This is a genomic window from Collinsella sp. AF23-4AC, from assembly GCF_003462685.1.
Taxonomy (GTDB): Bacteria; Actinomycetota; Coriobacteriia; order Coriobacteriales; family Coriobacteriaceae; genus Collinsella.
Genome location: NZ_QRVE01000014.1, coordinates 31,294 through 54,780 on the forward strand (window position 1 = coordinate 31,294; position 23,487 = coordinate 54,780).

At 61.1% G+C, this 23,487-nt stretch carries 19 protein-coding genes and 1 pseudogene; 12 read left to right on the forward strand and 8 right to left on the reverse strand.

Going from position 1 to position 23,487, the window contains the following annotated elements; all coding sequences use genetic code 11:
- The first annotated feature begins 53 nt into the window (after positions 1-53).
- Together DWY05_RS07610 and DWY05_RS07615 are read left to right on the forward strand one after the other, a co-directional pair.
- Positions 54-3,800 carry a phosphoribosylformylglycinamidine synthase gene (locus DWY05_RS07610; RefSeq protein WP_117821262.1) on the forward strand — a complete coding sequence of 1,249 codons (3,747 nt, stop codon included), beginning with the start codon at positions 54-56 and terminating at the stop codon, positions 3,798-3,800.
- 98 nt (positions 3,801-3,898) lie between these two features.
- Positions 3,899-4,834 (forward strand): DMT family transporter, encoded by a 936-nt coding sequence (locus tag DWY05_RS07615; protein ID WP_117821263.1) that lies wholly within the window; start codon positions 3,899-3,901, stop codon positions 4,832-4,834.
- 168 nt (positions 4,835-5,002) lie between these two features.
- Here the strand turns inward: DWY05_RS07615 and DWY05_RS07620 are convergent, their stop codons facing one another.
- The 4 genes from DWY05_RS07620 to DWY05_RS07635 form a co-directional block, all read right to left on the reverse strand.
- Positions 5,003-6,145, reverse strand: coding sequence for a diguanylate cyclase (locus DWY05_RS07620; protein WP_158558721.1), 1,143 nt, complete (start codon positions 6,143-6,145; stop codon positions 5,003-5,005).
- A gap of 187 nt (positions 6,146-6,332) precedes the next feature.
- Positions 6,333-7,355: a 2-keto-3-deoxygluconate permease gene (locus DWY05_RS07625; RefSeq protein ID WP_117821265.1), complete on the reverse strand. Its 1,023-nt coding sequence runs from the start codon at positions 7,353-7,355 to the stop codon at positions 6,333-6,335.
- A gap of 141 nt (positions 7,356-7,496) precedes the next feature.
- The gene (locus tag DWY05_RS07630; RefSeq protein ID WP_117821266.1) at positions 7,497-7,820 is read right to left on the reverse strand and encodes an AzlD domain-containing protein; all 324 of its coding nucleotides are present in this window, start codon (positions 7,818-7,820) and stop codon (positions 7,497-7,499) included.
- Entirely contained in the window at positions 7,810-8,538 is a 729-nt protein-coding gene (locus DWY05_RS07635) for an AzlC family ABC transporter permease (protein ID WP_117821267.1), read from the reverse strand. Before DWY05_RS07635 ends, DWY05_RS07630 begins: the two co-directional genes overlap by 11 nt.
- A gap of 101 nt (positions 8,539-8,639) precedes the next feature.
- Here DWY05_RS07635 and DWY05_RS07640 point away from each other — a divergent pair, with 101 nt between their 5' ends.
- Complete coding sequence (locus DWY05_RS07640; RefSeq protein ID WP_117821268.1) at positions 8,640-9,452, forward strand: HD domain-containing protein; 813 nt, start codon at positions 8,640-8,642, stop codon at positions 9,450-9,452.
- On the opposite strand, the gene DWY05_RS07645 is transcribed toward DWY05_RS07640, so the two are convergent.
- The 3 genes from DWY05_RS07645 to DWY05_RS07655 are packed head-to-tail and all read right to left on the reverse strand — an operon-like array spanning position 9,449 to position 13,074.
- Positions 9,449-10,654 carry an electron transfer flavoprotein subunit alpha gene (locus tag DWY05_RS07645; RefSeq protein WP_117821269.1) on the reverse strand — a complete coding sequence of 402 codons (1,206 nt, stop codon included), beginning with the start codon at positions 10,652-10,654 and terminating at the stop codon, positions 9,449-9,451. The genes DWY05_RS07640 and DWY05_RS07645 overlap by 4 nt on opposite strands.
- Positions 10,655-11,470, reverse strand: a complete 816-nt coding sequence (locus tag DWY05_RS07650) for an electron transfer flavoprotein subunit beta/FixA family protein (protein ID WP_117821270.1) — start codon at positions 11,468-11,470, stop codon at positions 10,655-10,657.
- A gap of 2 nt (positions 11,471-11,472) precedes the next feature.
- Positions 11,473-13,074 (reverse strand): FAD-binding oxidoreductase, encoded by a 1,602-nt coding sequence (locus DWY05_RS07655; RefSeq protein ID WP_117821271.1) that lies wholly within the window; start codon positions 13,072-13,074, stop codon positions 11,473-11,475.
- Positions 13,075-13,420: 346 nt separating this feature from the next.
- Here DWY05_RS07655 and DWY05_RS07660 point away from each other — a divergent pair, with 346 nt between their 5' ends.
- From DWY05_RS07660 to DWY05_RS07700, 9 genes are all read left to right on the forward strand, one after another.
- On the forward strand, positions 13,421-13,717 hold the full coding sequence (locus DWY05_RS07660) for a hypothetical protein (protein ID WP_055287150.1): 297 nt from the start codon (positions 13,421-13,423) through the stop codon (positions 13,715-13,717).
- Positions 13,714-14,223, forward strand: coding sequence for a hypothetical protein (locus tag DWY05_RS07665; RefSeq protein WP_117821272.1), 510 nt, complete (start codon positions 13,714-13,716; stop codon positions 14,221-14,223). The genes DWY05_RS07660 and DWY05_RS07665 overlap by 4 nt, the downstream gene beginning before the upstream one ends.
- A gap of 89 nt (positions 14,224-14,312) precedes the next feature.
- On the forward strand, positions 14,313-14,912 hold the full coding sequence (locus tag DWY05_RS07670; protein ID WP_022095047.1) for a hypothetical protein: 600 nt from the start codon (positions 14,313-14,315) through the stop codon (positions 14,910-14,912).
- The gene (locus DWY05_RS07675) at positions 14,896-15,177 is read left to right on the forward strand and encodes a hypothetical protein (protein ID WP_117821273.1); all 282 of its coding nucleotides are present in this window, start codon (positions 14,896-14,898) and stop codon (positions 15,175-15,177) included. The genes DWY05_RS07670 and DWY05_RS07675 overlap by 17 nt, the downstream gene beginning before the upstream one ends.
- A gap of 18 nt (positions 15,178-15,195) precedes the next feature.
- Positions 15,196-16,626 (forward strand): hypothetical protein, encoded by a 1,431-nt coding sequence (locus tag DWY05_RS07680; protein WP_117821274.1) that lies wholly within the window; start codon positions 15,196-15,198, stop codon positions 16,624-16,626.
- 118 nt (positions 16,627-16,744) lie between these two features.
- Complete coding sequence (locus tag DWY05_RS07685) at positions 16,745-17,461, forward strand: DUF554 domain-containing protein (RefSeq protein WP_187364981.1); 717 nt, start codon at positions 16,745-16,747, stop codon at positions 17,459-17,461.
- Between the two features lie 88 nt (positions 17,462-17,549).
- Positions 17,550-19,310: a TerB N-terminal domain-containing protein gene (locus DWY05_RS07690; RefSeq protein ID WP_233504056.1), complete on the forward strand. Its 1,761-nt coding sequence runs from the start codon at positions 17,550-17,552 to the stop codon at positions 19,308-19,310.
- Positions 19,303-20,607 (forward strand): ATP-binding protein, encoded by a 1,305-nt coding sequence (locus tag DWY05_RS07695; protein WP_117821275.1) that lies wholly within the window; start codon positions 19,303-19,305, stop codon positions 20,605-20,607. The genes DWY05_RS07690 and DWY05_RS07695 overlap by 8 nt, the downstream gene beginning before the upstream one ends.
- A 116-nt stretch (positions 20,608-20,723) precedes the next feature.
- Positions 20,724-23,165, forward strand: coding sequence for a DEAD/DEAH box helicase (locus DWY05_RS07700; RefSeq protein WP_117821276.1), 2,442 nt, complete (start codon positions 20,724-20,726; stop codon positions 23,163-23,165).
- A 26-nt stretch (positions 23,166-23,191) separates the two neighbouring features.
- Here the strand turns inward: DWY05_RS07700 and DWY05_RS07705 are convergent.
- Positions 23,192-23,487, reverse strand: a pseudogene (locus DWY05_RS07705) (hypothetical protein); the annotation flags it as partial.

Below are 23,487 nucleotides of genomic sequence, written 5' to 3' on the forward strand. Positions count from 1 at the left end.
ACCGCTGCCGCATACCGCACCGTACGCCCAACCGATCAGGAAGGCAGGAACCAATGGTCTCTCGTATCTACGTGGAGAAGAAACCCGGGTTCGACGTCGAGGCTCAGCAGCTCAAGGGCGAGCTGAGCGAGATCCTCGGCATCAAGGGCATCGAGGCTCTGAGGATCATCAACCGCTACGACGTCGAGGGCATCGATGAGGAGCTGTTCCGCTCCTGCGTGCCGACCGTCTTTAGCGAGCCCCAGGTCGATGTGACCTACGACGAGCTCCCCGCAAGCGATGGCGCCGTCTTTGCCGTCGAATTCCTGCCTGGCCAGTTTGACCAGCGCGCCGACTCCGCCAGCGAGTGCGTGCAGCTCATCAGCCAGGGCGAGCGCCCCGCCGTGCGCTCCGCCAAGGTCTATATGATCTCGGGCGCCCTGGACGAGGCCGCCATCGATGCCATTAAGCACTACGTGGTGAACCCCGTCGAGGCCCGCATTGCCTCACTCGACCTACCCGAGACGCTGCACATGGAGACCCCCGAGCCTGCGCCCGTCGAGGTGCTTGACGGCTTCCGCGAGCTCGACGAAGCCGGTCTTGCCGCCTTTATCTCCGAGCGCGGTCTTGCCATGGACGAGGCGGACATCGCCTTCTGCCAGCAGTACTTCCGCGATGAAGATCGCGACCCCACCATCACCGAGATCCGCGTGATCGACACCTATTGGTCCGACCACTGCCGCCACACCACCTTCGGTACCGTCCTGGATGACGTGACGATCGACGACGCCGTGGTGCAGCAGGCCTTCGACCGCTACATGGAAATGCGCCACGAGCTCGGTCGCGACGCCAAGCCCGTCTGCCTCATGGATATGGGCACCATCGGCGCCAAGTATCTCAAGAAGACCGGCGTCATGACCGATGTCGACGAGTCCGAGGAGATCAACGCCTGCACTGTCAAGGTAAAGGTCGATGTTGATGGTGAGGACCAGGACTGGCTGTTCCTCTTTAAGAACGAGACCCACAACCACCCGACCGAAATCGAGCCCTTCGGCGGTGCCGCCACCTGCGTGGGCGGCGCCATCCGTGACCCGCTCTCGGGCCGCAGCTATGTGTACCAGGCCATGCGCGTCACCGGCGCCGGCGACCCCACCGTCCCGGTTTCCGAGACGCTCGAGGGCAAGCTCCCGCAGCGCAAGCTCGTGACCACCGCCGCCGCCGGCTACTCCAGCTACGGCAACCAGATCGGCCTTGCCACCGGTCAGGTCAACGAACTCTATCACCCCGGCTACGTGGCCAAGCGCATGGAGGTCGGTGCCGTCGTGGGCGCTACCCCGGCAAACCACGTGCGTCGCGAGTGCCCCGCCCCCACCGACAAGATCATCCTGCTGGGCGGCCGCACCGGCCGTGACGGCATCGGCGGCGCCACCGGCTCCTCCAAGACCCAGAACACCGAGTCCATCGAGACTTCGGGTGCCGAGGTCCAGAAGGGCAACGCCCCGGTCGAGCGCAAACTGCAGCGCCTGTTCCGACGCGGCGACGCTTGTCGCTTGATCAAGCGCTGCAACGACTTTGGCGCCGGCGGCGTCTCGGTCGCCGTGGGCGAGCTTGCCGACGGCCTGTATGTCGACCTCGATACCGTGACCAAGAAGTACGACGGCCTGGACGGCACCGAGCTCGCCATTTCCGAGTCCCAGGAGCGCATGGCTTGCGCCGTCGCCGACGGTGACGTCGAGGAGTTCATGGGCTACGCCGCCGAGGAGAACCTGGAAGCGACCGTTATCGCCGAGGTTACCGCCGAGCCGCGCATGCGCATGGCCTGGAACGGCGTCGCCATCGTCGACCTGTCCCGCGAGTTCCTCAACTCCAACGGTGCGCCCAAGCACCAGGCCGCCCACGTCTGCGCCCGCAGCGTGTGGCAGCCCAGCTGGGCCGGCACCACGCTTGCCGAGCGTATGACCTCGCTCGTCACCGATCTTAACGTCGCCTCCAACAAGGGCCTTTCCGAGCGCTTCGACTCCACCATCGGCGCCGCCACCGTGCTCATGCCCTTTGGCGGCAAGACGCAGCTCACCCCGAGCTCTGCCATGGTCGCCAAGTTCCCCGTGGACGGCGAGACCACCACGGCGAGCGCCATGGCATGGGGCTTCAACCCCTACCTGATGGAGGCCGACCAGTTTGCAGGTGCCTACCTGTCCGTAGTCGAGTCCATCGCCAAGCTCGTCGCCGCCGGCTTTGAGCACAAGCGCGCCTACCTCTCCTTCCAGGAGTACTTCGAGCGCCTGCGCACCGAGGCCGAGCGCTGGGGCAAGCCCATGGCAGCCGTTCTGGGTGCTCTTATGGCCCAGGTCGATCTGGGTGCCGGCGCCATCGGCGGCAAGGACTCCATGAGCGGCTCGTTTGAGGACGAGGCCGGCGAGCTCAACGTTCCGCCGACCCTCATCAGCTTCGCCGTGGCCGTGGGTCGCGCCGCCCGCGCCACATCGCCCGAGTTCAAGGGCCTGACGCACCGCGTCGTCCGCATCGCCCCCGCCACCTATGGCGAAGACTACCGCCCCGATGCCCAGCAGCTGCTCGCCGCGTTTGACGCCGTCGAGGCGCTCACCGCCACCGGCGACGCCCTGGCCATCTCCACGCCCGGCTACGGCTGCGGCGCCGAAAGCCTCTTTAAGATGTGCGTCGGCAACCAGATCGGCATCGAGCTTGCCGAGGACGTGGACGTGGAGAGCCTCTTCACCCCGCTCTACGGCAGCTTTATCGTCGAGCTCGCAGAGGATGCCGAGCTGCCCGAAGTCGCCGACGGCGTTGTCGTCGAGCCCCTGGGCACCACCGTCGAGGGCTATGTCATCGACACCGGCTCCGAGGTCATCGATCTCTCCGAGCTCCAGGAAGCCTGGGAGAGCGGCATCGAGGGCGTCTTTGCCTACCGCAGCACCAGCGAGCAGCCCGAGGCCGAGACCATTGACTATCGCGCCAAGGACATCCATGTGTACGGCGGCGCCAAGATCGCCCGCCCGCGCGTGATTATCCCCGTCTTCCCCGGCAACAACTGCGAGTACGACAGCGCCCGTGCCTTCCGCGCCGCCGGTGCCGAGGCTGACACCTTCGTGATCAACAACCTCACGCCCGAGGCCGTTGCCGAAAGCACCCACGAGCTTGCCCGTCGCATCCGCCAAAGCCAGATCGTCATGATCCCCGGCGGCTTCTCGGGCGGCGACGAGCCCGATGGCTCCGCCAAGTTCATCACGGCGTTCTTCCGCGCTCCCGAGGTCACCGAGGCAGTCCGCGACCTGCTCAAGGCCCGCGACGGCCTGATGCTGGGCATCTGCAACGGCTTCCAGGCCCTGATCAAGCTCGGTCTGGTGCCCTACGGCGACATCGTCGACGCCACGCCCGATGCGCCCACGCTGACGTTCAACACCATCGGTCGCCATCAGAGCCGTCTGGTGCGCACCCGCATCTCGTCCGACCTGTCCCCGTGGCTGTCGCAGTGCAGCCTGGACGACCCCTACACCGTCGCCATCAGCCACGGCGAGGGCCGCTTTGTCGCCAACGACGAGGTGCTCGCCCAGCTGATCGCCAACGGCCAGGTCGCCACGCAGTACGTGGGCGAGGACGGCAAGCCCAGCATGGACCTTTCCGTCAACCCCAACGGCTCCGCACTCGCCATCGAGGGCATCACGAGCCCCGACGGCCGCGTCCTGGGCAAGATGGGCCATGCCGAGCGTCGCGGCGACAACCTGTACCGCAACGTGCCCGAGCATGTCCCCGGCGATAAGTTCATGCCGATCTTTGAGAGCGGCGTGGCCTACTTCGCTTAATGCGTCCCATCGGGTACAATCCTCTCGGGTAACAACACCCGCCACCGGCACACCCGGTGGCGGGTTCTTTTTTGCTTCGCGCATACAGGAAGGACATCATGGAAAGCCGCAAGCCGTATCTCGCCACCCTGCCCGGACTCGTCCTGGGCTGCCTCGTCTGCTGTGCGCTCTGGGGGTCGGCCTTCCCCTGCATCAAGATCGGTTACGGGCTCTTTGGCATCCCCGCGCACGATAGCGCCTCGCAGCTGCTCTTTGCAGGTTTGCGCTTTACGCTTGCCGGCGCCCTGGTTATCGTTGGGATGAGCACAGCCCAGCGCCGTCCACTCGTTCCGCAGGCTCGCGACATCAAGCCCGTCTTTGTCTTGTCGCTCTTCCAGACTATCGGGCAGTACTTCTTTTTCTACCTGGGACTCTCGCGCGCCAGCGCCATGTCGAGTTCCATCATCGAGGCCAGCGCCAACTTCCTCGCAATCCTCTTTGCCGCCTTGGCATTTCACACCGAGAAGCTCAATACGGCCAAGGTGCTTGGCTGTGTGCTGGGCTTTACCGGCGTCGCGCTCGTCAACCTTTCGGGCGCGGACGGCACCTTTGGCTTTACGCTCGACGGCGAGGGCTTTATCTTGGCTTCCACTGTTGCAGGCGCCCTATCGACCTGCCTGATCGGCATCTTCTCGCGCGAGCACGACGGCGTCTTGCTTGCCGGGTGGCAGTTTTTAGTCGGTGGCGTGGTCCTTACCGCCATCGGGTTTTTGATGGGCGGCACGTTGTCCCCCACCGAAATCGCCCCCGCCATCGCGCTCATCATTTATATGGCACTCATTTCCGCCGTCGCGTACTCGCTGTGGTCGCGCCTGCTTGCCGTCAACCCTGTCAGCCGCGTCTCGGTCTTTGGGTTTATGAACCCCGTCTTTGGTGTGCTGCTGAGCGCGCTGCTGCTCGGCGAGGGCGCTGGCACGAGCCCCGTTACCGTACTTGCTGCCCTGCTGCTGGTCTGCAGCGGCATCATCATCGTCAACAGGCCCAAAAAGGCCTAACGAACTGCCCTTATTTAGCAGAGGGGATTCACATACTTTAGCTTAATGGAGTACATCGGTGAGCTGCCCCGTTCCGAGAAAAAGACGAGGCACATCTTCGACAGCCGTTGCTAATCCCTGCCAACGCAAAAAGGGGCGCACAACCACCACGGTCGTGTGCCCCTTTTCCTAGCGTATCTGGATGCCGGCTTTCTTTTTCTCGGCCTTGACGCGGTAGAGCTCCGAATCGGCAGCGCGAAGCAAGTCTTGCCAGGTATCGACGGCATCACCAACCCGTGCGTAGCCGATGGACATCCGCAACAGATACGGGACCTCGGCGCGCGCGAGCTCGTCGCTGATTGCCGCGCACAGACGCATGATGTCCTGCTCCGCCGTCGCCTTTTGAAGCACCACGAACTCATCACCGCCATAACGTGCGATAAAGCCACCAGACGCCGAGCAGACCTCTTTGAGCGCAGCAGATATGATCTGGAGGGCATGATCGCCCTCAACATGTCCATACCGGTCGTTAATCTGCTTAAAGCCGTCGGCGTCCATCATAAGCAGATACACGTCTTCGGCCTGACCTACATTTGAGAAGAGCGACAACATATAAGTCTCAAAACGGTTGCGATTGTTGAGGCCAGTCAACGGGTCGGTCGAGATGAGCTGCTCCTGGTAGATGATATAGAGCAGCAACATGCTAATCATTATGCCGACACAAAGGCCGGGCATCGAGTATACGACCTGAAAGGTACCACCCACCAGGGCCGGAATGGCGAAAAATGCCAAGGTTCGATAGATGGCCTTCGTCTGCAGACTCTCGACCCTGCGAGATTGCACAAACGCATGCAGGGACGTATGTATAACGTAACAGTAGCTGACGATGGGCTGGATCATATAGGCAAAGCCGCGACGATACACGCCCTGCGAATCAATATAGAACAGGGCGTGCGTCCAGTAACTGGTAAACGCCAGCACGACCACCAGAGCCGTAGGCAACGCTACAAGCACCACCCTATAGCGCGAGGTCAAAAGGCGAGAACCCTGCACCGTCTCGGAATAGATAAACCAAATGAGACACGCGATAGCAAAGAGCGAAAACGAAACCGCGTTGGAAATCCAGTTGGCAGCAATGCCCAACGTGCCGTCCACACCGTCCGAAAGCGTCCAGATCATATCGAATAATATGTACGCGGCAGAGGTGTAGTCAAGCATGCTAAACAATAGCTGCTGGGTGCTCGAGAACAAGGAGCGACGACTTCGCACGGCAAGCCCGATAAGAACAATCATGCATAGCACGAATATCTCAATCTTGAGTGCCTTAACCACTAGCGCCATCCCTTCAATATCCAAGTGGTCAGAATCGCCCAATTCGAATCTGGGCAACAAACACCCCCTACTCCGCAGGGGTAAGGGGAATAATAGCAGAGCGCCCGAACGTCACTGCAAGACGGTTTTCGTTCGGGCGCTCAAACGGCGCGAGTTGCACGCCGGCATCATTGATGGGCATCGATTGCTACTCGCCATCGATGTCGGTCGCGACGGCCTCCTCAATAGCCTCGACACCGGCAGGCGACAGATCCTCCTTGCCTTGGCAGAACTTCTTGTCGACCCAGCCGGTCAGAATCGGAGCCATGATTGCCGTGATGATGACGGCGGTGGCGATCTGTGCATACGCGGTGGGCGCAAGCTCGGCATAGCGCGGAGCAACCTCGGCGAGGGCGACCGGCGTGGTCATAGCCGTGCCGGCGATAGTGGAGCAGGCAACGGCCGTTTTGCCGTTACCACCGCACAGGCGCTCGAACGCAAAGGTGATGGGGCCGACGATAAAGAGCGTGATGAGACCCAGTAGGATGCCCGAGATGCCGCCGGTGATAAAGCTCGAAAGGCTCATGGACGCACCGAGCTGAAAACCGATGACAGCGATCGCGGGATTGGCGCCGGGAACCAGCAGGTTCTTGATGAACGGGAACAAGTTGCCCAGGACCATGCCGATAACAAGCGGCAGGATGGATCCGATGATGGTGCCGATGGGGATGTTGGCGAGACCCGAGACACCGAGGATGATCATGGTGACAGCGGGGCCGGCCGTAAAGAACAGGATACCGACGGCGCCCTGTTCGGACTCATCGCCGAACTCACCCATGATGCCCGTATAGAGCGCCATGTTGCAAAACGTAATGCCGCCGATGATAGATACGGAGCTCAGGCCCAGGAAGTTGTCGTTAAAGAAATATGCCACACCCAAGCCAAGGGCGGCTGCCACCACAAGCTTAGGGATCAGAACGACGATACCGGTCTTGATGGCGCCCGGCGTGGACTTAAAGCTGATGCCGGCACCCACGAAGAGCAGGATCGCAGCGACGATGGTATTGGAGCCGCCGCGGCAGGCAGCCGTAAAGAAGCCTCCGATCTCAAAGACCTGTGGGCAGAAGGTATTGAGCAAAAGGCCGACGATCATCGGGTAGATCATGATGTCACCCGGGATGCGCGGTACTTTGAATTTCTTTTGCTCGATGGCGGTCGCTTCCCGTGCCATGAAACCCCCATTTCCGCTGACACGGAACAAAAGCCCACGTCATGCTTTGCTACAGTAAAGTTTGACCATGGTACCAGAAGAAGCAGACCGCCTCGGTGAGAAATTCGATTCGTTAGGCCGGGACGATAACGCGTCCTGCTCTTATACGAGGCTCAAAACGATATAGAACACAATGCCCGAGACGCAGCACCACAACATCGACTTTGTCTTGATTGCCACCGCTACGACACCGGCGGCCGCAATCCAGGGAATCAAGCCCTGCCACAAGCCGGCGTCAAAAGCGCCAGGGCTTATCAAATCGTTGGCGACCAGCGCCGCAAAGGCGGCGGGTGGAATATAACCCAAGGCCTCGGTAACGCGGGGCGACAGCGTTCTCCCGCGCAAGGCAAACGCCGGGGCAATGCGGAAAAACGCGATGGCCGCCCAAGACGACAGCCACAGGACTAAAAACTCATTAACGGGCATCGCGAGCACCCCTTCCTTCGGTAAGAGCATCGCACGCAAGCGCCGCGACAACGCCGACGAGCACGCTTACCGGCACGGCGATATTCGTCCACCCCAAGAACTTGCATATGGCGACAGACACCGCAGCCAAACCGGCAGCCACGACATTGCCGCGCGACAGTCGCTGCGAAAAGAGTAGGCAGATAAAGAGCGATGTGCAGACAAAACCCGCAATAGCGGTGGGAACATCGACAACGGCGCCGACGATGGCACCCGTCGTACACGAAACGCCCCATGTTGCGATGAGGATCGCGTTGAGCACAAAGGACTCACGTGGGCCCCAATCCTCCCCCTCAATCAGCTTGGCAAGCGAGATGCCATATGCCTCCTCGGTAAGTGTCGCGGCAACAGCCAGCGTCTGACGCTTCGAGGCACCCGTCAGATGCGGTGCGATCGATGCCGAGTAAAGCGCAAAGCGCGAGGAGATTGCGGCGACGCTCGCGACGATCGACGCCGCAGGCACACCTGCCAGCCACAGATTGCAGACCATAAACTGCCCGCTGCCCGTCACGAACGTGCTGCTCAGAGCAAAAACCATCCAGGGCTCCATCCCCGACTGCGCCATAATCATTCCACACGGCGCGCCTATCGCAACATAGGTAAGCATCACCGGCCAGACGGTTTTTAAGATCTTGAGCACCATAACGTTCCTCGTCCCGACAAGCTGTCCGAGCCGCATTCAACGACACGGCAGAATCATCGCCCGGCAGCAACCGACATCACCTACAATTGCCACCGGATCGAAAGATACAGAAAGACACAACTTTTTAGGAAGTCATTATGACAGCTATCGATCGAGACCGGGCGCGCGCGGCCTTCAAAAGCTACACCGATGCCTACGACGCCACCAACCCACGCATCGCGCTCAAAATCGAGCATACGTACCACGTGGCCGAGGCATGCGATGCCGTAGCGCGCGAGCAGGGCTGGTCGTCAGAAGATATTGACCTGGCATGGCTTTGCGGCCTGCTACACGATATGGGCCGCTTTGAGCAGCTGCGACGCTGGGACACCTTTAAGGACGCCGAGAGCATGAGCCATGCGGCGCTGGGCATCGAGGTCCTCTTTGGCGAGAATCCCGCCGATGCACCCGCCGTAACGAGCATCCGCGACTTTATCGATGACCCGGCAGAAGATGAGCTCATCCGAGCGAGCATTGCCTATCACAGCGATTTCCGTCTACCCGCGCAGCTCGACGTGCGCACGCGAAGCTTCTGCGATATCGTGCGCGATGGTGACAAGATCGACATTATGCGCACCATCGCCGACAGCACCGTCGACACTATCCTCAAGGTGGACGAGAAGACGTTTCTCGGCAGCCGTTTCTCGTCGCCGACACTTGCCGCCTTTGACGAGCACCGCTGCGTCGCACGCGATGAGCGCGATGAGCCCGCCGACTTCTTGGTGGGGCTTATCTGCTTTATGTTTGAGCTCGTCTATCCGGCAAGCCGTGCGCTGGCGCGCGAACAGGGTGATATCCACCGCCTGCTCGACGCGCCCTTTGGCATTACACAGCCCTTTACCGACCCCGCCACGCAGGCAACCTGGAGCCGCCTAAAGGACGAGATGCGCGACTGGCTGGCGCGCGCCTAGCGCTCAAGCTGGGCCAGCAGCTCCTCGACGACCTCGACGGCGTCCCCAACAACCTTGTACTGGGCAGCGCCGAAAATGGGGGCATCCGGGTCCTCATTGATGGCGATAATGCACTCCGCCCCACCGATGCCGGCAAGATGCTGGATGGCGCCCGAAACACCGATACTCACAAGAAGCTTGGGCGAAACCGATACGCCGGTCTGGCCAATCTGATGGCGATACTCCAACCAGCCGGCCTCCACGACAGGTCGCGTGCAACCAAGCTCGGCTCCCAGAGCCTCGGCGAGCCTTCGCATCAGCGGCAGGTTTTTCTTGGAACCAATGCCGCGACCCACCACGACCAGGCGCTCGGCATCGGCGATCGAAGCCTGCCGCCCCCACTCCTCGGCGGGAATCGAGATCTCGACACGGGCCTTAGCATCATCCGCAAGCGATATCTGGGTGATCGTGCCAGAGCGGTTGTAGTCAAAGTCGGGCGCCTTAAAGATGCCGGGACGAACCGTTGCCATCTGGGGACGATGATTGGGGCAGACGATGGTGGCCATTAGGTTGCCGCCAAACGCCGGACGCGTCTGTTGCAGCAGTCCCATCTCCGTATCCATCGAAAGTACGGTGCAGTCAGCCGTAAGGCCCGTCTGCAAGCGCACGGCAACGCCGGGCGCCAGTTCGCGGCCAAAGGCGGTCGCACCGTATAGGATGGCCTCGGGTTTGCATTCGGCTACCAAATCGCAGATCAAGCGGGCGTAGACCTCCGCATCGTTTTGGCGCAGGCGCTCGTCGCGACAGGCCAGGACTTCGTCGGCGCCTGCGCAAACCAGATGCTCCAGGTCGCCGAGAGAACCCTCGGGACCCATACCGACCAGTGCCACCAGACGGCAGCCGCGCGCATCGGCAAGCTCGCGGCCCTTGCCCATAAGCTCATAGGCAACGGGAGTCACTGTATCGTGCTCGTCGGTCTGCGCGAATACCCAAATGTCTCGATACGCATCAAGGTCCACCGCACCAGCGGCCTCATCACGCTCGATCGAGATAGCGTTGACAGGGCAGGCGTCGACGCACCCACCGCATAGGATGCAGCCGTCGGTTACGTGGGCGCATCGGTTGGGTCGCTCGCCTTCCACTACGATGCCGCCCGAAGCACAGGCGCGAACGCAGCGACCGCAGCCGATACAGGCTTCGCTATCGATAATCAGTCCGCTCATCTATGCCATCCCCTCGATAATCTTGGCAAGCTTTGCCGCCTGCTCGGACGCCGTCCCCTCAACGGCCTCGCACGTTTGGTCACGGTCGGGCACAAACGAGCGCACGACCTGTGTCGGCGACCCGGCAAGACCGCAACGCGCAGGGTCGGCGTTCACGTCGGCGGCACTGACCACGCGCACGTCCGCCTCCTCCGCCGCGCGAATACCGGCAATACTCGGCATACGCAACTGGCCAATCTCCTTGGCAGTCGTCATCGCGCACGGCATCTCAAGACACGCCGTCTCCTCGCCGGCATCGCAGCCGTGAACAAGCGCCAGTGAACCACAGGTCGTAAAGCCCGCGCTCTGCACGCAGCTCACGTCGGTCACACAGGGAATCTCAAAAGCACCGGCAAGCTCGGGACCAATCTGGGCCGTATCGCCATCCACCGCCATCTTGCCGCAGATGAGCAGGTCGAAGTCCTCGTCGAGCGCCTCGATGCCGCACTTGAGGGCATAGGTGGTCGCCAGGGTATCGGCACCTGCAAAGGCGCGATCGGTCAGCAGCAGCGCGTCGTCGGCGCCTCGAGCGATGCAGTCGCGCAGCAGCGACTCGGTCGCGGGGATGCCCATCGACACCACCGTCACGCGCACATCCATGCCAAAGCCAATAAAGTCGTCCTTCAGCGCCAGCGCGCATTCCAAAGCGCTCGCATCAAAGGGATTAATGACCGCCTGCTTGCCATCGCGCACGATGGTATTGGTCTTGGGGTCCATCTTGACCTCGGTGCTGCCCGGCACGGCCTTGACGCACACCACCATATGGAAATCGCTCATCTTCACGCGCCCCCTTTCTGGACGAGCTCATCCAAGAGCTTCTCCGAAAACAGGTTGCCGCGACCCAGCTGCCCGTCGGGATCGAGCTGGAGCTTGAGCCGCGCCGACTCGACCATGGCCTCGTGACCGTACATCGTCTCTAAGAAGCCCGCCTTGATCTTGCCGACGCCGTGCTCGGCAGAAACGGCACCGCCCATAGCCGTTACCTCCGCAGCCCACTGGGCAAACAGCTCGCCACCGCGACGGTAGTCCTGCGCATCGCGCGGCAGGATGTTCACATGCAGATGGTTGTTACCGATGTGCCCCCAGGCAGCAGATTCAAGCCCGCTTTCGGCCAGTGTGCGGCGATAGAGGGCCACGACATCGGCAAGGCGTGCATTGGGCACCGACATGTCCGAACCCAGTTTGGTGATGGTGGGATCCGTGCGGCGACGCTCGTCGATAAGCATATTGACGCTCTCGGGGACCGCATGGCGGAAGAACCGCTGGCGCTCGCGATCAACCTCGGTGCGCGCGACCCATGTCGCATCGTCGCGGCCACCCGCAAACTCGAGCACCCATCCCAGGTGGTACAGTTCCTCGGTCGCCTGGGCCTCGTCATCGCAGTCGAGCTCCACGTAGACACAGACCTTGGCCTCTTTGTCGAGCGCCGGCAGCGAGGCAAACGCCGTCGACTGCTCGCGCTGGCGACGTAGAATATCCAGGGCGCCAGCGTCGAAGTACTCGATGGCAGCCGCATGGGACAGGACGGGGCGCACGGAATCAGTAAAGGACACGGCCTTGTCTTCGCTATCGAAAAAGCAGCTCACACCCCAAACGACCGCAGGCGCCGCCTGCAGGGCAATCTCGAGCTCGGTGATAACGCCGAGCGTGCCGCAAGCGCCGATAAAGAGGTCGATGGCGTCCATTTCGTCCGCAACGAAATAGCCTGAGGCATTTTTTGTCTTAGGCATGGTGTAGTCAGGAAGATCGAGCTCGAGTGCACGGCCCGCTGCCGTCACGAGCGACAGGTGGCGGCCCTGGGCAAAAGCCTCGCCGCGCTGAAGCTCAAGCAAATCGCCATCAGCCAGCGCGACGTGGAGTCCCGTGATATGCGGGCGCATGGGGCCGTAAGCGTAGCTGCGGGCGCCAGAGGCGTTGCATGCCGCCATGCCGCCCAGACAGGCAGATGCCTCGGTGGGATCGGTGGGAAAGAACTGCTCGGGGGCCTCTTGGAACTCCTCGTAGGCCTCAAGCGATGCCTGGTCCCAACCAGCAGTCGGCAGCACCTTCTTGCTCAGCTGCTTGCGCAGCTCCGAGAGCACAACGCCCGGCTCCACGCGCAGCAGAAATTGGCCTTGTTCATCGCGGCGAAGGCCCAAGTAGCGATTCATACGGGAAGTATTGAGGATATGCCCGCCGTGGGGCACGGCACCGGCGGCAAGGCCGGTTCGGGCGCCCTGAACCGTTACCGGGACACGCTCGGCATGGAGCTTTTCCAAAATGGCACGGAGCTCGTCTTCCGTTGTCGGAAACGAGATGCTCGAGGCCTCGCCCGATGCGCGAGACTCATCGCGACCATACTCTTCGAACTCGTCGGTGAAGGGTTTGATGGTTGCAGACACGCGAACTCCCCCCTTTAGCTAACTACAGTGTTTGCAGGGAGATGTTACCGCATCGTTTCGTCGACGTGTTCGAGACCGTCTCCATAATTGGCGATTTTTACGTTCGTGCAATTCGGCGAGCGGCTTGATTTCCTCGGCAGACGATGCTTTTGACACATGTGGCCCCGCCGTCGCCGACCGCGCAATTGTCGCTCGAAAAAAGTTGGAGTATTTTTTGCCGCCTTTTACCTGCGGAGACGCCAATCCGTCAAGCATTTGGTCAGCAATTGGTCAAGTAGCGGCTGATACCGTCGGCGTCGACAGCCAAAACCGATAGAAGTTTTGGCCCAGAAGCAGGGAGGTTCCCATGGCATATTACTGGCCCCAGTACGGCATCGCCATCGAAGTCGACGACGATCCCCATCTCCTGCCTTTCGACGAAGAGGCATTCCCCGATACGACGGTCTACCACGTTACCACCGATGTGATCTGCGACCCCGAGTCGTTCTCGGCGCTCGCCCACCACATCGCGCATATCCACGACATCGAGCTCCCTCCCGACTTCGACGAGCTTGTCTACTCGCGCCGTCTGATGCTTCATATGCTCTTTGGAGCGGACCCGTCAACCTTTGCGCGCATCTATACCGCCAAGGATGCCGCATGAGCGCGAAGAGGCCACCCCACTTTGCAGGCTTGGGGCGTCGCAAGAAGCTCATCGCTGCCTGCCTGGCCATCGTCTGTGCCCTTGTCGCCGTAGGACTATACGCTTGGCAGTCGCAGCCCGTACCCGAGGCGGGCGCTTCGGTTACGACGGCGGAGGGCAAAACGCGCCAGGAAATCCAAGATGAGCTCGACGCCATCGTTCGCGACAACATGATGACAATTTCGGTCGCACCGGTCGCCCAGCTGCAAAAAGGCGGCAAGCTGCGCGTCAACGTGCAAAACGTCCAAGACAACAAGTTTCCCCAGCGATTCCGCGTCATCCAAAACGACGAGACCATATACGAATCCGATGTGGTCGAGACCGGCAAAACGGTCGAGACATGCCCCGCCGGCGACATCGAGGAAGGTGAGGCGTATATCGAGATCCAGGCGCTTGACGCCAAGACCTATGACAGCCACGGCAACCCGACGCGCGTCAAGGTACGGGTTGAGCAAGCCGAGAACTAGCTTTCCGGTCGACGCGGCACCGCACGCGATTCACCAGCATTCGTCCAATCATCGCGGGGACGGCCCGCGGCGAATAGAAAGGAACGACCATGGACATCACCAGGAACATGAACGGAGCCAGAGCGCTCGTCGTGGGCGCAGGACTCGCGCTCGCGCTCGCAATGGGCGCCGCCCCGACGCCAGCTATGGCGGCCGGACGCGTTGGAACCACGAAGGTAATGGTCAGGACCGAGATCGACAACGTTGAGTTCAAAGTTCCGACGGTTATTCCCTTCGTCGCCAAGGCCGACGGCACGCTTCAGGGCCCCTCAGAAGACGCGACCACCATCGACAATCATTCGGCCTACGGCATCCATGTCACCAACATGAAGATCGACGCCATGAACACCTGGACCATTGCCGCCGACGCCAAGGCCGGAACCGCGCAGAACTCAATCGACTTTAAGGTCGGCCCCGACGGCGCGCTCCAGAACGCCAGCGCCGCAATGCAGGGGACGGGCCTCGATCTTTCCAAGAATGCAGCCTTCGACATGGGCTACCAGGGCATTGCCGGTGGCACGGACAAAATTAAGCTCAAGACAAGCGGAAACGTCGCCCGCGTCACGCGCGACATCTTCCGCGTAACCGGCGAAGGCGATCAGGTTGCGACGATCACCTGGACGGTCGAGCCCGGTGCGCACACGGCATAAGGCCATCGCCCTGGCCGCCGCCGTCGGCATCCTAGCGTTTGGGCCAGCCATGGCCTTTGCCCAGCAAGAACAGGCGCAGGCCGCCACGCAAGTGACGGTCGACCTCTCGGAGCTCGACCGCGGCGACCGCGAGGAACCGTTGGCGCAGACAGGCGACAGACGATGGCTCTTGGCAGCAGGCGCCACAGCAGCAGGCGCAGGAACCGCCGGCCTCGGTCTGCACATCAAACGCAGCCAGAAACAAAACATGGACAGGCCGCACTAAATTAGCTAAGGAGACCCCATGGCATCGAAGAACCTTTTGCCCGTCGTCGCACTTTGCGGCGCGCTCGCAACCGGAACGCCTGTCGCCGCTTGGGCGACTCCCGTCATGGCAGACTCCTTACCAGCAGCCCTAAGTTCCGCCCCAAATCCGTCGAGCACCATTGCGTGCGAGCGTTTTTCGATCGCACAGGCCGCGATCTCAACCTCGGGATGCCTTCGTCGTAATACGGACGGCTCGATAGTCGTGGATATCAAGCGTTCGAACAAGGCAAACGGCTCCCAGGCGGGGTGCGCCGTCTGCACGTGGCGCTCGGTTGTGCTCGATGCGGATGGCGATCCATGCAATTTAGAGATGCGCATCGACATCGCTTCGGTCGATGACTCGGCGAACGGAGCGAAGGTCGCCTTCGACGGTACGTTTTTTGAGAAAGGAGGCGGTATATGTCTGGGCTGCGCCGCCGCGAATGCAGACGATGCGCAGCCCACCCTCTCATTCACGGCATCGTTGCGGCTGACCAAAGCCGGCACCGATGCCATCGCGGCGGGAGAAGCGTCCCTGCTGTTCTACGCCGTCAGCGCCAAAGACACAGACGCTCATTTCGAGAAGCCAGCCGGATCACTCAGCCTTACACGAGGGATAGAGACAGGCCCTATTGAAATCGATGCCCACGCGCAAAGCAGGCAACGCATTCTTGCCGACCCGGCGCTTCTCGAAATGGAGTGGAACGGATCCGGAGCCATCGGAATTCTTCCCTCCGCGCTTGACGCCAAGACGCTCCCCTCAAACGACGAACCCATCAACGCAACCATACAAGAAGAGAGCGCGGACAAAGAAGCAGGTGCGGGCGACACGCCGTCGCCGACAAACAGCATCCCAGCTTCTCTCGAAGCACCGAATGAGCCCGCTAACGATCCAAACGATCCCGAGCTCGCAGACAGTCTGGGGCTTGCTGATCCTCAAGAGATCGATGAAGGTAACTGCTGCGTGCTTGCCGCGCTCGACCACACAGAGGTCATCGACGCTGCGAACATCGAAGTTGCCGCCGCCAATCAGCCCGTCCGCAAGTCGGCCATCATCGCATTTCCTGAATCCATCGAAGTCGTCTTTTTGCCATCGGGCGAGGTCGTGGCCCCAACACTGCTCACCCTGTTGGGCGCCAAGAATACTCGAAACGAAATTAAAAAGGTCACGGTTGTCGACCCTGCAACCACCGCTAAACTGCGTCTATACGCCGTTGCCCCAGACGGAGGCAAAACCTTGGAATTCGATGGTGACACACTCCTAACCTGGCGACGTCTGGACATTATGCAAGACGTCTCGTATCAAATCGAACTCGAAGGGTTTGATCGTGCCCGCGATGCCAATATCATCGCCGCGGCTATTGAATCCCCACAGCGGCTTATGACACTGCGCTTTGACTACTATCCCTATGTCCCGACAACCACCTGAGGCTTAAATGCTGCGCATCATTCCTAATACCACTTATATAACGTATTAGATGAGTCGCGATGTGCCTCGCATTTCGTTCTGCTACGATTGCCACGTTGGCATCAATACAGGAGGGCTCATGCCGGGCTTGGGAACAATCATCAACGTTGTGCTTTTAGTTGCGGGCGGTCTTTTGGGATTAGCGGGCGGCCGCTTCATTACACCGCGCATCCAAGACACGCTCATGAAAGCATCAGGGCTGTGCGTCCTGTTTATCGGCCTGGGCGGCACCATGCAAAAGATGCTCGTCATCGATGGAAAGGCGCTGTCGACCACCGGTACCACCATGCTCATCGTCTCATTTGCGCTCGGTTCGCTCATCGGCGAGGCCGTCAACTTGGAAGCCGCCATCGAGAACCTTGGCGAATGGCTCAAGCGCAAGACTGGCAGTGAGGGCGATAACGAGTTCACCAACGCTTTTGTCTCGACTTCACTCACCGTGTGCATCGGCGCCATGGCCATTGTGGGATCGATCCAGGACGGCCTGCTCGGCGACTGGTCAACGCTTGCCCTCAAGGGTGCACTGGACTGCATCATCGTCTGCACCATGACGGCGTCGCTCGGCCGCGGCTGCATCTTCTCCGCCCTACCCGTCGCCGTGTTCCAGGGGACGATCACGCTGTTTGCCGGCGCGCTCTCCCCCATCATGACCACGGCAGCCCTCGACAGCCTTTCGCTCGTAGGCTCCATGCTCATCTTCTGCGTCGGCGTCAACCTCATCCGTCCTCAGACCTTCCGCACGGCCAATATGCTCCCCTCCGTCGTCATCGCCGTCATCTACGCCCTCCTGTTCTAAATCTATCTACGCAGCAGTATCTCGAACACCTGTTTGATGCTGTGCTATGATATGAGGTCACCGAAGCTGCGTTAGGAGAGGAGAAGCGGTGGCCGACCAGGACATCAAGATGCTCATCGAGCGCATTATGGCCGAGGCCCGGACCCATCAGTCCGCCCGCTTCTCAAACGAAATCTACGCAGACGAGCCGATTCTCAAGACCGGCCGCCAGATGCAGAACTTCCTTCCCGACCAGTACCGCAAAATGCGTGAGATATCGCGTTGGCAAGAAGACCCCAAGGGCGGCGCGGGGCGTTGGCTTTCGGAAGCCGAGCTTTTCTACCGCCAAGGTCTGCTGATGGCCAACTTTGAGGACGACTGTCCCTACAACGGCACCTTTAAGTCGTACTTTCCCACCTACAACGCCATGAGCGACCGGCAGCTGCGCGGCTACTTTACCTGGCGCGCCCAAGTGCGCCGCGGAACTGTCGAGGAAACGTCTACGTCCTTTGCCTTTCTGTATCTCTATGAGCTGATTTGCGGCATTGGCGTAGATGACCCGCTCAATGGTTTTAACAAGATCAAGGCCTTTTGGGATGCCTACCGCGCCTTTGAGCCCGGCATCGACCGGTTTGCACGCGTGTGGTTGCAGGACTACGCCGTGTTCCACGGGCTTGACCCCAAGCTGCTTCGTGATTCTAAAACCGTCATGTTCGATAACGCCCTTCTCGAGCTACGGCGCGCGGCACGAGACCTTGCACCCGCACCAACGCCGTCGGACCAGGCGCCCAAGCGTCGCAAGGCCTCCGAGCCCACGCTCCCCCTTCCGCCCGACGAGGCGCGCGAGGAACGACTCATGGCCGCCATCAATGCCCTCTCCACGTACAACCTAAGTAACTCGCGGCTCGACCGCAGCCACCACCGCGATCTGCGCCACGTGGCGTGCGCCGTGTATGTCCGCATGGCGCGCTACTATGACACGCACCGAAAGACCGGCATCGTGGCGAGTTTATTTGGGGAGGAGACGGCCATGCCCTACACCATGTTTGCGTCGGCCGTATTCTTTGCGCCCGAGCGCCACGAGGACTGCGAATACCGCCTAGATCCTATCCATATCTACCGTTGCCAAAACGGCTTTTGGGAATGCATGCGTATCCACGGTAGTAGGCAAAAGAGTAGCAAGCTCGGTGAAATGATGCGCGCCTGCGACCAACGCCTGCGCCTGGCGCTGGACCCCGCCCATCCCCTTAAGGAAGAAAAAGTCCCCAAATATCTGGCCAAGATTATCGATGACGAGATTGTGGCATGGCTTTCGTGGGACGCCGCACACCAGCCCGTGAAGATTGATATCGATCTGAGTCAGCTGGGGCACATTCGGAGCGCCGCTGCGCAAACGCGCGAAGCGCTTTTGATCGACGAGGAGCGCGAGGACGATGCGCTCGCACAGGCTGACGTGGCGGGCTCCGAGCAGCTGGAAGCCAAGCCCGCGTCCGACGTGATTGCCGAGGCGGTCACGGTGCCCATGGGGCAGGATGATGCCGACGAGCCGACCATATCCACCGACCAGTTTGGTGTCGTGGCGCCGCTTCTCGCGCCAACGCCCACGTCCGCAGCAACAGCCTCCGCTGACGCTGCGAACGAACTCGCACCAGCCGCAGCCGTCTATCTGCGCGCACTGCTCGAGCAGAACACGGCGCAGGCGGCGTCGGCGGTTGAGAGGTCGGGGCAGAGCGAGGACATGCTCGTCGATCACATCAACGAGGCGCTCTTTGACCTGGTGGGCGACACCGTGATTGAATTTGGCGCGGCAGGGCCGCAGATTATCGAGGACTACGAAGCAGACGTGAGAGGATACCTAGACCATGAGTGATACCGCATCCGCAGCGCCCCGCGTACCCAAGCGCGTCGCTGCCGTCATTCTCAACTCGCTCAAGGGCGGCGTGGTCCCGCGCATCGGCCTTCCCTATATCACCGTGGGACGCGAGGTCGAGATTCGCGCCCTGCTCACCGATTTGAGTCTCATCGCCGATGGCGGCGCGAGCTTCCGCTTTTTAGTCGGTCGCTACGGCGCCGGCAAAAGTTTCTTGCTCCAGACCATCCGCACGCACGCCATGGGCGAGGGATTCGTCGTCGCCGATGCCGACCTATCCCCTGAGCGCCGCCTGCAGGGCGGCCAGGGACAGGGCCTTGCCACCTATCGTGAGCTCATCCGCAACATATCGACTAAAACGCGCCCCGAGGGCGGTGCGCTCAACCTTATCCTGGATCGCTGGGTCGCCTCGTGTGCCGATGCCGACGAGCCTGCCGTCAATGCCCAACTGGCGCCGCTCGAGGAAATGGTCCACGGCTTCGACTTCACCCGCATGCTCCGCCGCTACCGCGCGGCCGTATCCGAGGGCGACGAAGAAGCTATGAGCCGCGTGACCAAATGGATCCGCGGCGAATACCGCACCAAGAGCGAGGCTCGCGCCGAACTGGGGTCCTCAACCATCATCAGCGACGATGACTGGTACGACTACGTCAAACTCATTGCGCGCTTTTTGGTCTGCAGCGGCTACAAGGGCATGCTGGTGCTCATCGACGAGCTCGTGAATCTGTATAAGATTCCCAACGCCATCACACGCCAATACAACTACGAGAAGATCCTGACCATGTACAACGACACGCTCCAGGGCAAGGCGCAGTACCTGGGCATGATCATGGGCGGCACGCCAACCTCCATCGAAGACCGCCGCCGTGGCGTGTTCTCCTACGAGGCTCTGCGTAGCCGACTCGCTCAAGGCCGCTTTGCACGCGAGGATCTTAAGGACATGCTCGCGCCCATCATCCGCCTGCAGCCACTCACCTACGAGGAGTTGCTGGTGCTGATCGAAAAACTCATGCAGATCCATGCTGGCTACTTTGGCTGGACGCCCACGCTTACCGAGAACGACTTGGTAAACTTCCTCAAGATTGAGTTTGGCCGCGTGGGAGCCGACACGCATCTGACGCCGCGTGAAGTCATTCGTGACTTTATCGAGTTGCTCGACATCCTATGCCAAAACCCCGACGCCAACGTGGCCGAGCTGCTGCAAAGCGTCGGCGGCGACGCGCTGGCGCCGGCAGCCGCAACAGGCGACACCGATACCGCAGGCGGCGACCGTAACTTCGCCGAATTCACCATCTAACCTGCCAAAAAGGGACAGGTTTATTTTGGCAGGCTCTATCTGGGCAAACGTTGAAGCAGTAATGCAGCAAGCCACTGCCCGCCGCGTTGAGAGATTCGCTTTTGAAAGGAGGCCTCGTGAACGCCTTTGACCGCTACGCCCCGTTTATCCAAGACTTCATCTACTCCCACGATTGGGAGAGCTTGCGCTCTATCCAGGTTGCCGCAGCTGATGCCATCTTTAACACGCAAGATAATGTGCTCCTGACGGCATCCACGGCTTCCGGCAAAACCGAGGCAGCCTTCTTTCCCATCCTGACCGAATTTTGGGAGAACCCGCCCGCGAGCGTGGGCGCCCTCTACATCGGCCCCCTCAAAGCGCTCATCAATGATCAGTTCGTCCGTCTCAATGACCTGTGCGAAGAAGCCGACATCCCCGTCTGGCACTGGCATGGCGACGTCTCGCAATCGCACAAGGCCAAACTCATCAAAAAGCCGAGCGGCATCTTGCAGATTACACCCGAATCGCTCGAGGCGCTCCTGATCCATAAGCACATGGCGATCCCGCGCATGTTTTGCGACCTGCGCTACGTCGTCATCGACGAGGTTCATTCGCTCATGCGCGGCGACCGCGGCGGGCAGACGCTCTGTCTTATCGAGCGCCTCTCGCGCATGGCAGGCGTGCAGCCCCGCCGCATTGGCCTTTCGGCCACCATCGGCGACCCCGAGCGCACGGGCGCCTTTCTCTCGCAGGGAACGGGACGCGATTGCGTTATCCCCCGTTTTGAAGAACCGCGTCGCGTGTGGCGCATCTCCATGGAGCACTTCTACAACTCGGGCCCCCAGGCACAGCAGCGGGGATTCATGGGCACAGGTCCGCAGGAAGCCGAAGTGCTCGCATGCGAGCGCATCGAGGCGGCATCCGCGGCACTGCCCGCCGGCGCCCAAGACATGCGTCACAGCGGACAACTCACACAAGAGGAGCGCCGTCAACGTCGTGAGCGGGCACGGGGCAAGGCCGCTCCCAAGGACCGTCGCACTTCCTCAGCCCCCGAGGGCGAAGTCGACATCCCGCAGGCAACCGAACAGGCACTGCTCAACCCCACCGACACCGCACCCGACAACGCCGACCCCGGCATGGGCTACATCTTTGAGCATACCCGCGGCCGCAAGTGCCTGGTCTTTGCCAACTCGCGCGAGGAGGCAGAGGCCGTATGCTCCATGCTGCGTAGCTACTGCGAGAGCCGGCACGAGCCCGACCGCTTTCTCATCCACCACGGCAATCTTTCGGCATCGCTGCGCGAGACGGCAGAAGAGCTCATGCGCGACGAGGAACAGGCACAAACGACCGTCACCACCTCTACGCTGGAGCTCGGTATCGATATCGGCCGCCTGGAGCGTGCGTTTCAGATCGATGCGCCATTTACCGTCAGCTCCTTTTTGCAGCGAATGGGCCGCACGGGACGCCGCGATCTTCCGCCCGAGATGTGGTTTGTCATGCGCGAGGAAGAGCCCGAGCCGCGCACGATGATGCCCGAGACCATTCCGTGGAAGCTCCTGCAGGGCATCGCGCTCGTACAACTCTATCGCGAGGAAAAGTGGGTCGAGCCGCCCGAGCTCGATCGACTCCCCTACAGCCTGCTCTACCACCAGACCATGTCGACGCTTGCCAGCACCGGCGAACTCACGCCGTCAGAGCTTGCCCAGCGCGTGCTCACGCTCAGCTATTTCCACCGCGTCTCGGCCGATGACTATCGCGCACTGCTACGTCACCTCATTAAGATCGACCATATCCAGGTCACCGAAGGTGGCGGGCTCATCGTGGGTCTCGCGGGCGAGCGCATCATCAACAACTTTAAGTTCTACGCCGTGTTTCAGGAAAACGAGGAGTTTACCGTCCGGAGCGAATCGGCCGAGCTGGGCACGATCGTTAATCCGCCCCCGCCCGGTGAGCGCATTGCCATCGCCGGCCATTGCTGGATTGTCGAGGAAGTGGACTGGAAGCGCCACACCGTCTTTGCCACGCAGGTCAAGGGCCGGGTGCCGGCCTACTTTGGCGACTGCCCTGGAGACATTAACACGCATGTGCTCGAGCGCATGCGCCAAGCGCTCACTGAACACGCGGCATATCCGTACCTTATGGGTAACGCACGGGCTCGCTTGGCGCAGGCTCGTCATACCGCCGAGATTTCGGGCGCGGGAACTAAGCCGCTCATCAACCTGGGTGGCGACACCTGGGTGCTCTTCCCCTGGTTGGGCAGCTACGCCTTCCTGGCACTCGAGCGCATGCTTAAAATCAAATGCGCCGCGGAGCTGGGCCTTCGCGGACTCGACCCGTCACGCCCATACTTTATGCAGTTTAAAATGAAGGCCGACGAGGAGACGTTCTTTGAGGTGCTCGCCGCCGAGGCCGAGAAGGACTTCGACCCCATCGACCTCGTCTATCCCGGCGAGGTGCCTTACTTTGACCGCTACGACGAGTTTGTTCCCGAAGAGCTCGTGCGCAAGGGCTTTGCCGAAGGCGTGCTCGACATCGAGGGTATGAAGCAGCGCGTTCTCGGCTGGCGCGACCACGCCTAAGACCAGTCTTTTTGGGACGGGGAGACTTATTTGTCGTGAAGGACAGTGCCGAGGAAGTCGGTGTCGAAGGGCACGGCTTCGGCAAAGGCGTAGTTGCCGTCGCTGGCGATGAGCAGGTAGTTTTCCTCGCCGCCGAACTCTGCATCGCCACATGGGACCACCCAGGCGTGGGCGAATACCTCGAGTGCCGTGGCAGCGCAATCGCGCAGGAACGTCACATCGCTCCCCTCGCTTGCGCTCACGATATTGGCAACGTAGACGCCACCGACATGGTGACGCATAATTTCTTTCGCAAATTGACAACCGCATAGCGGAACACGGC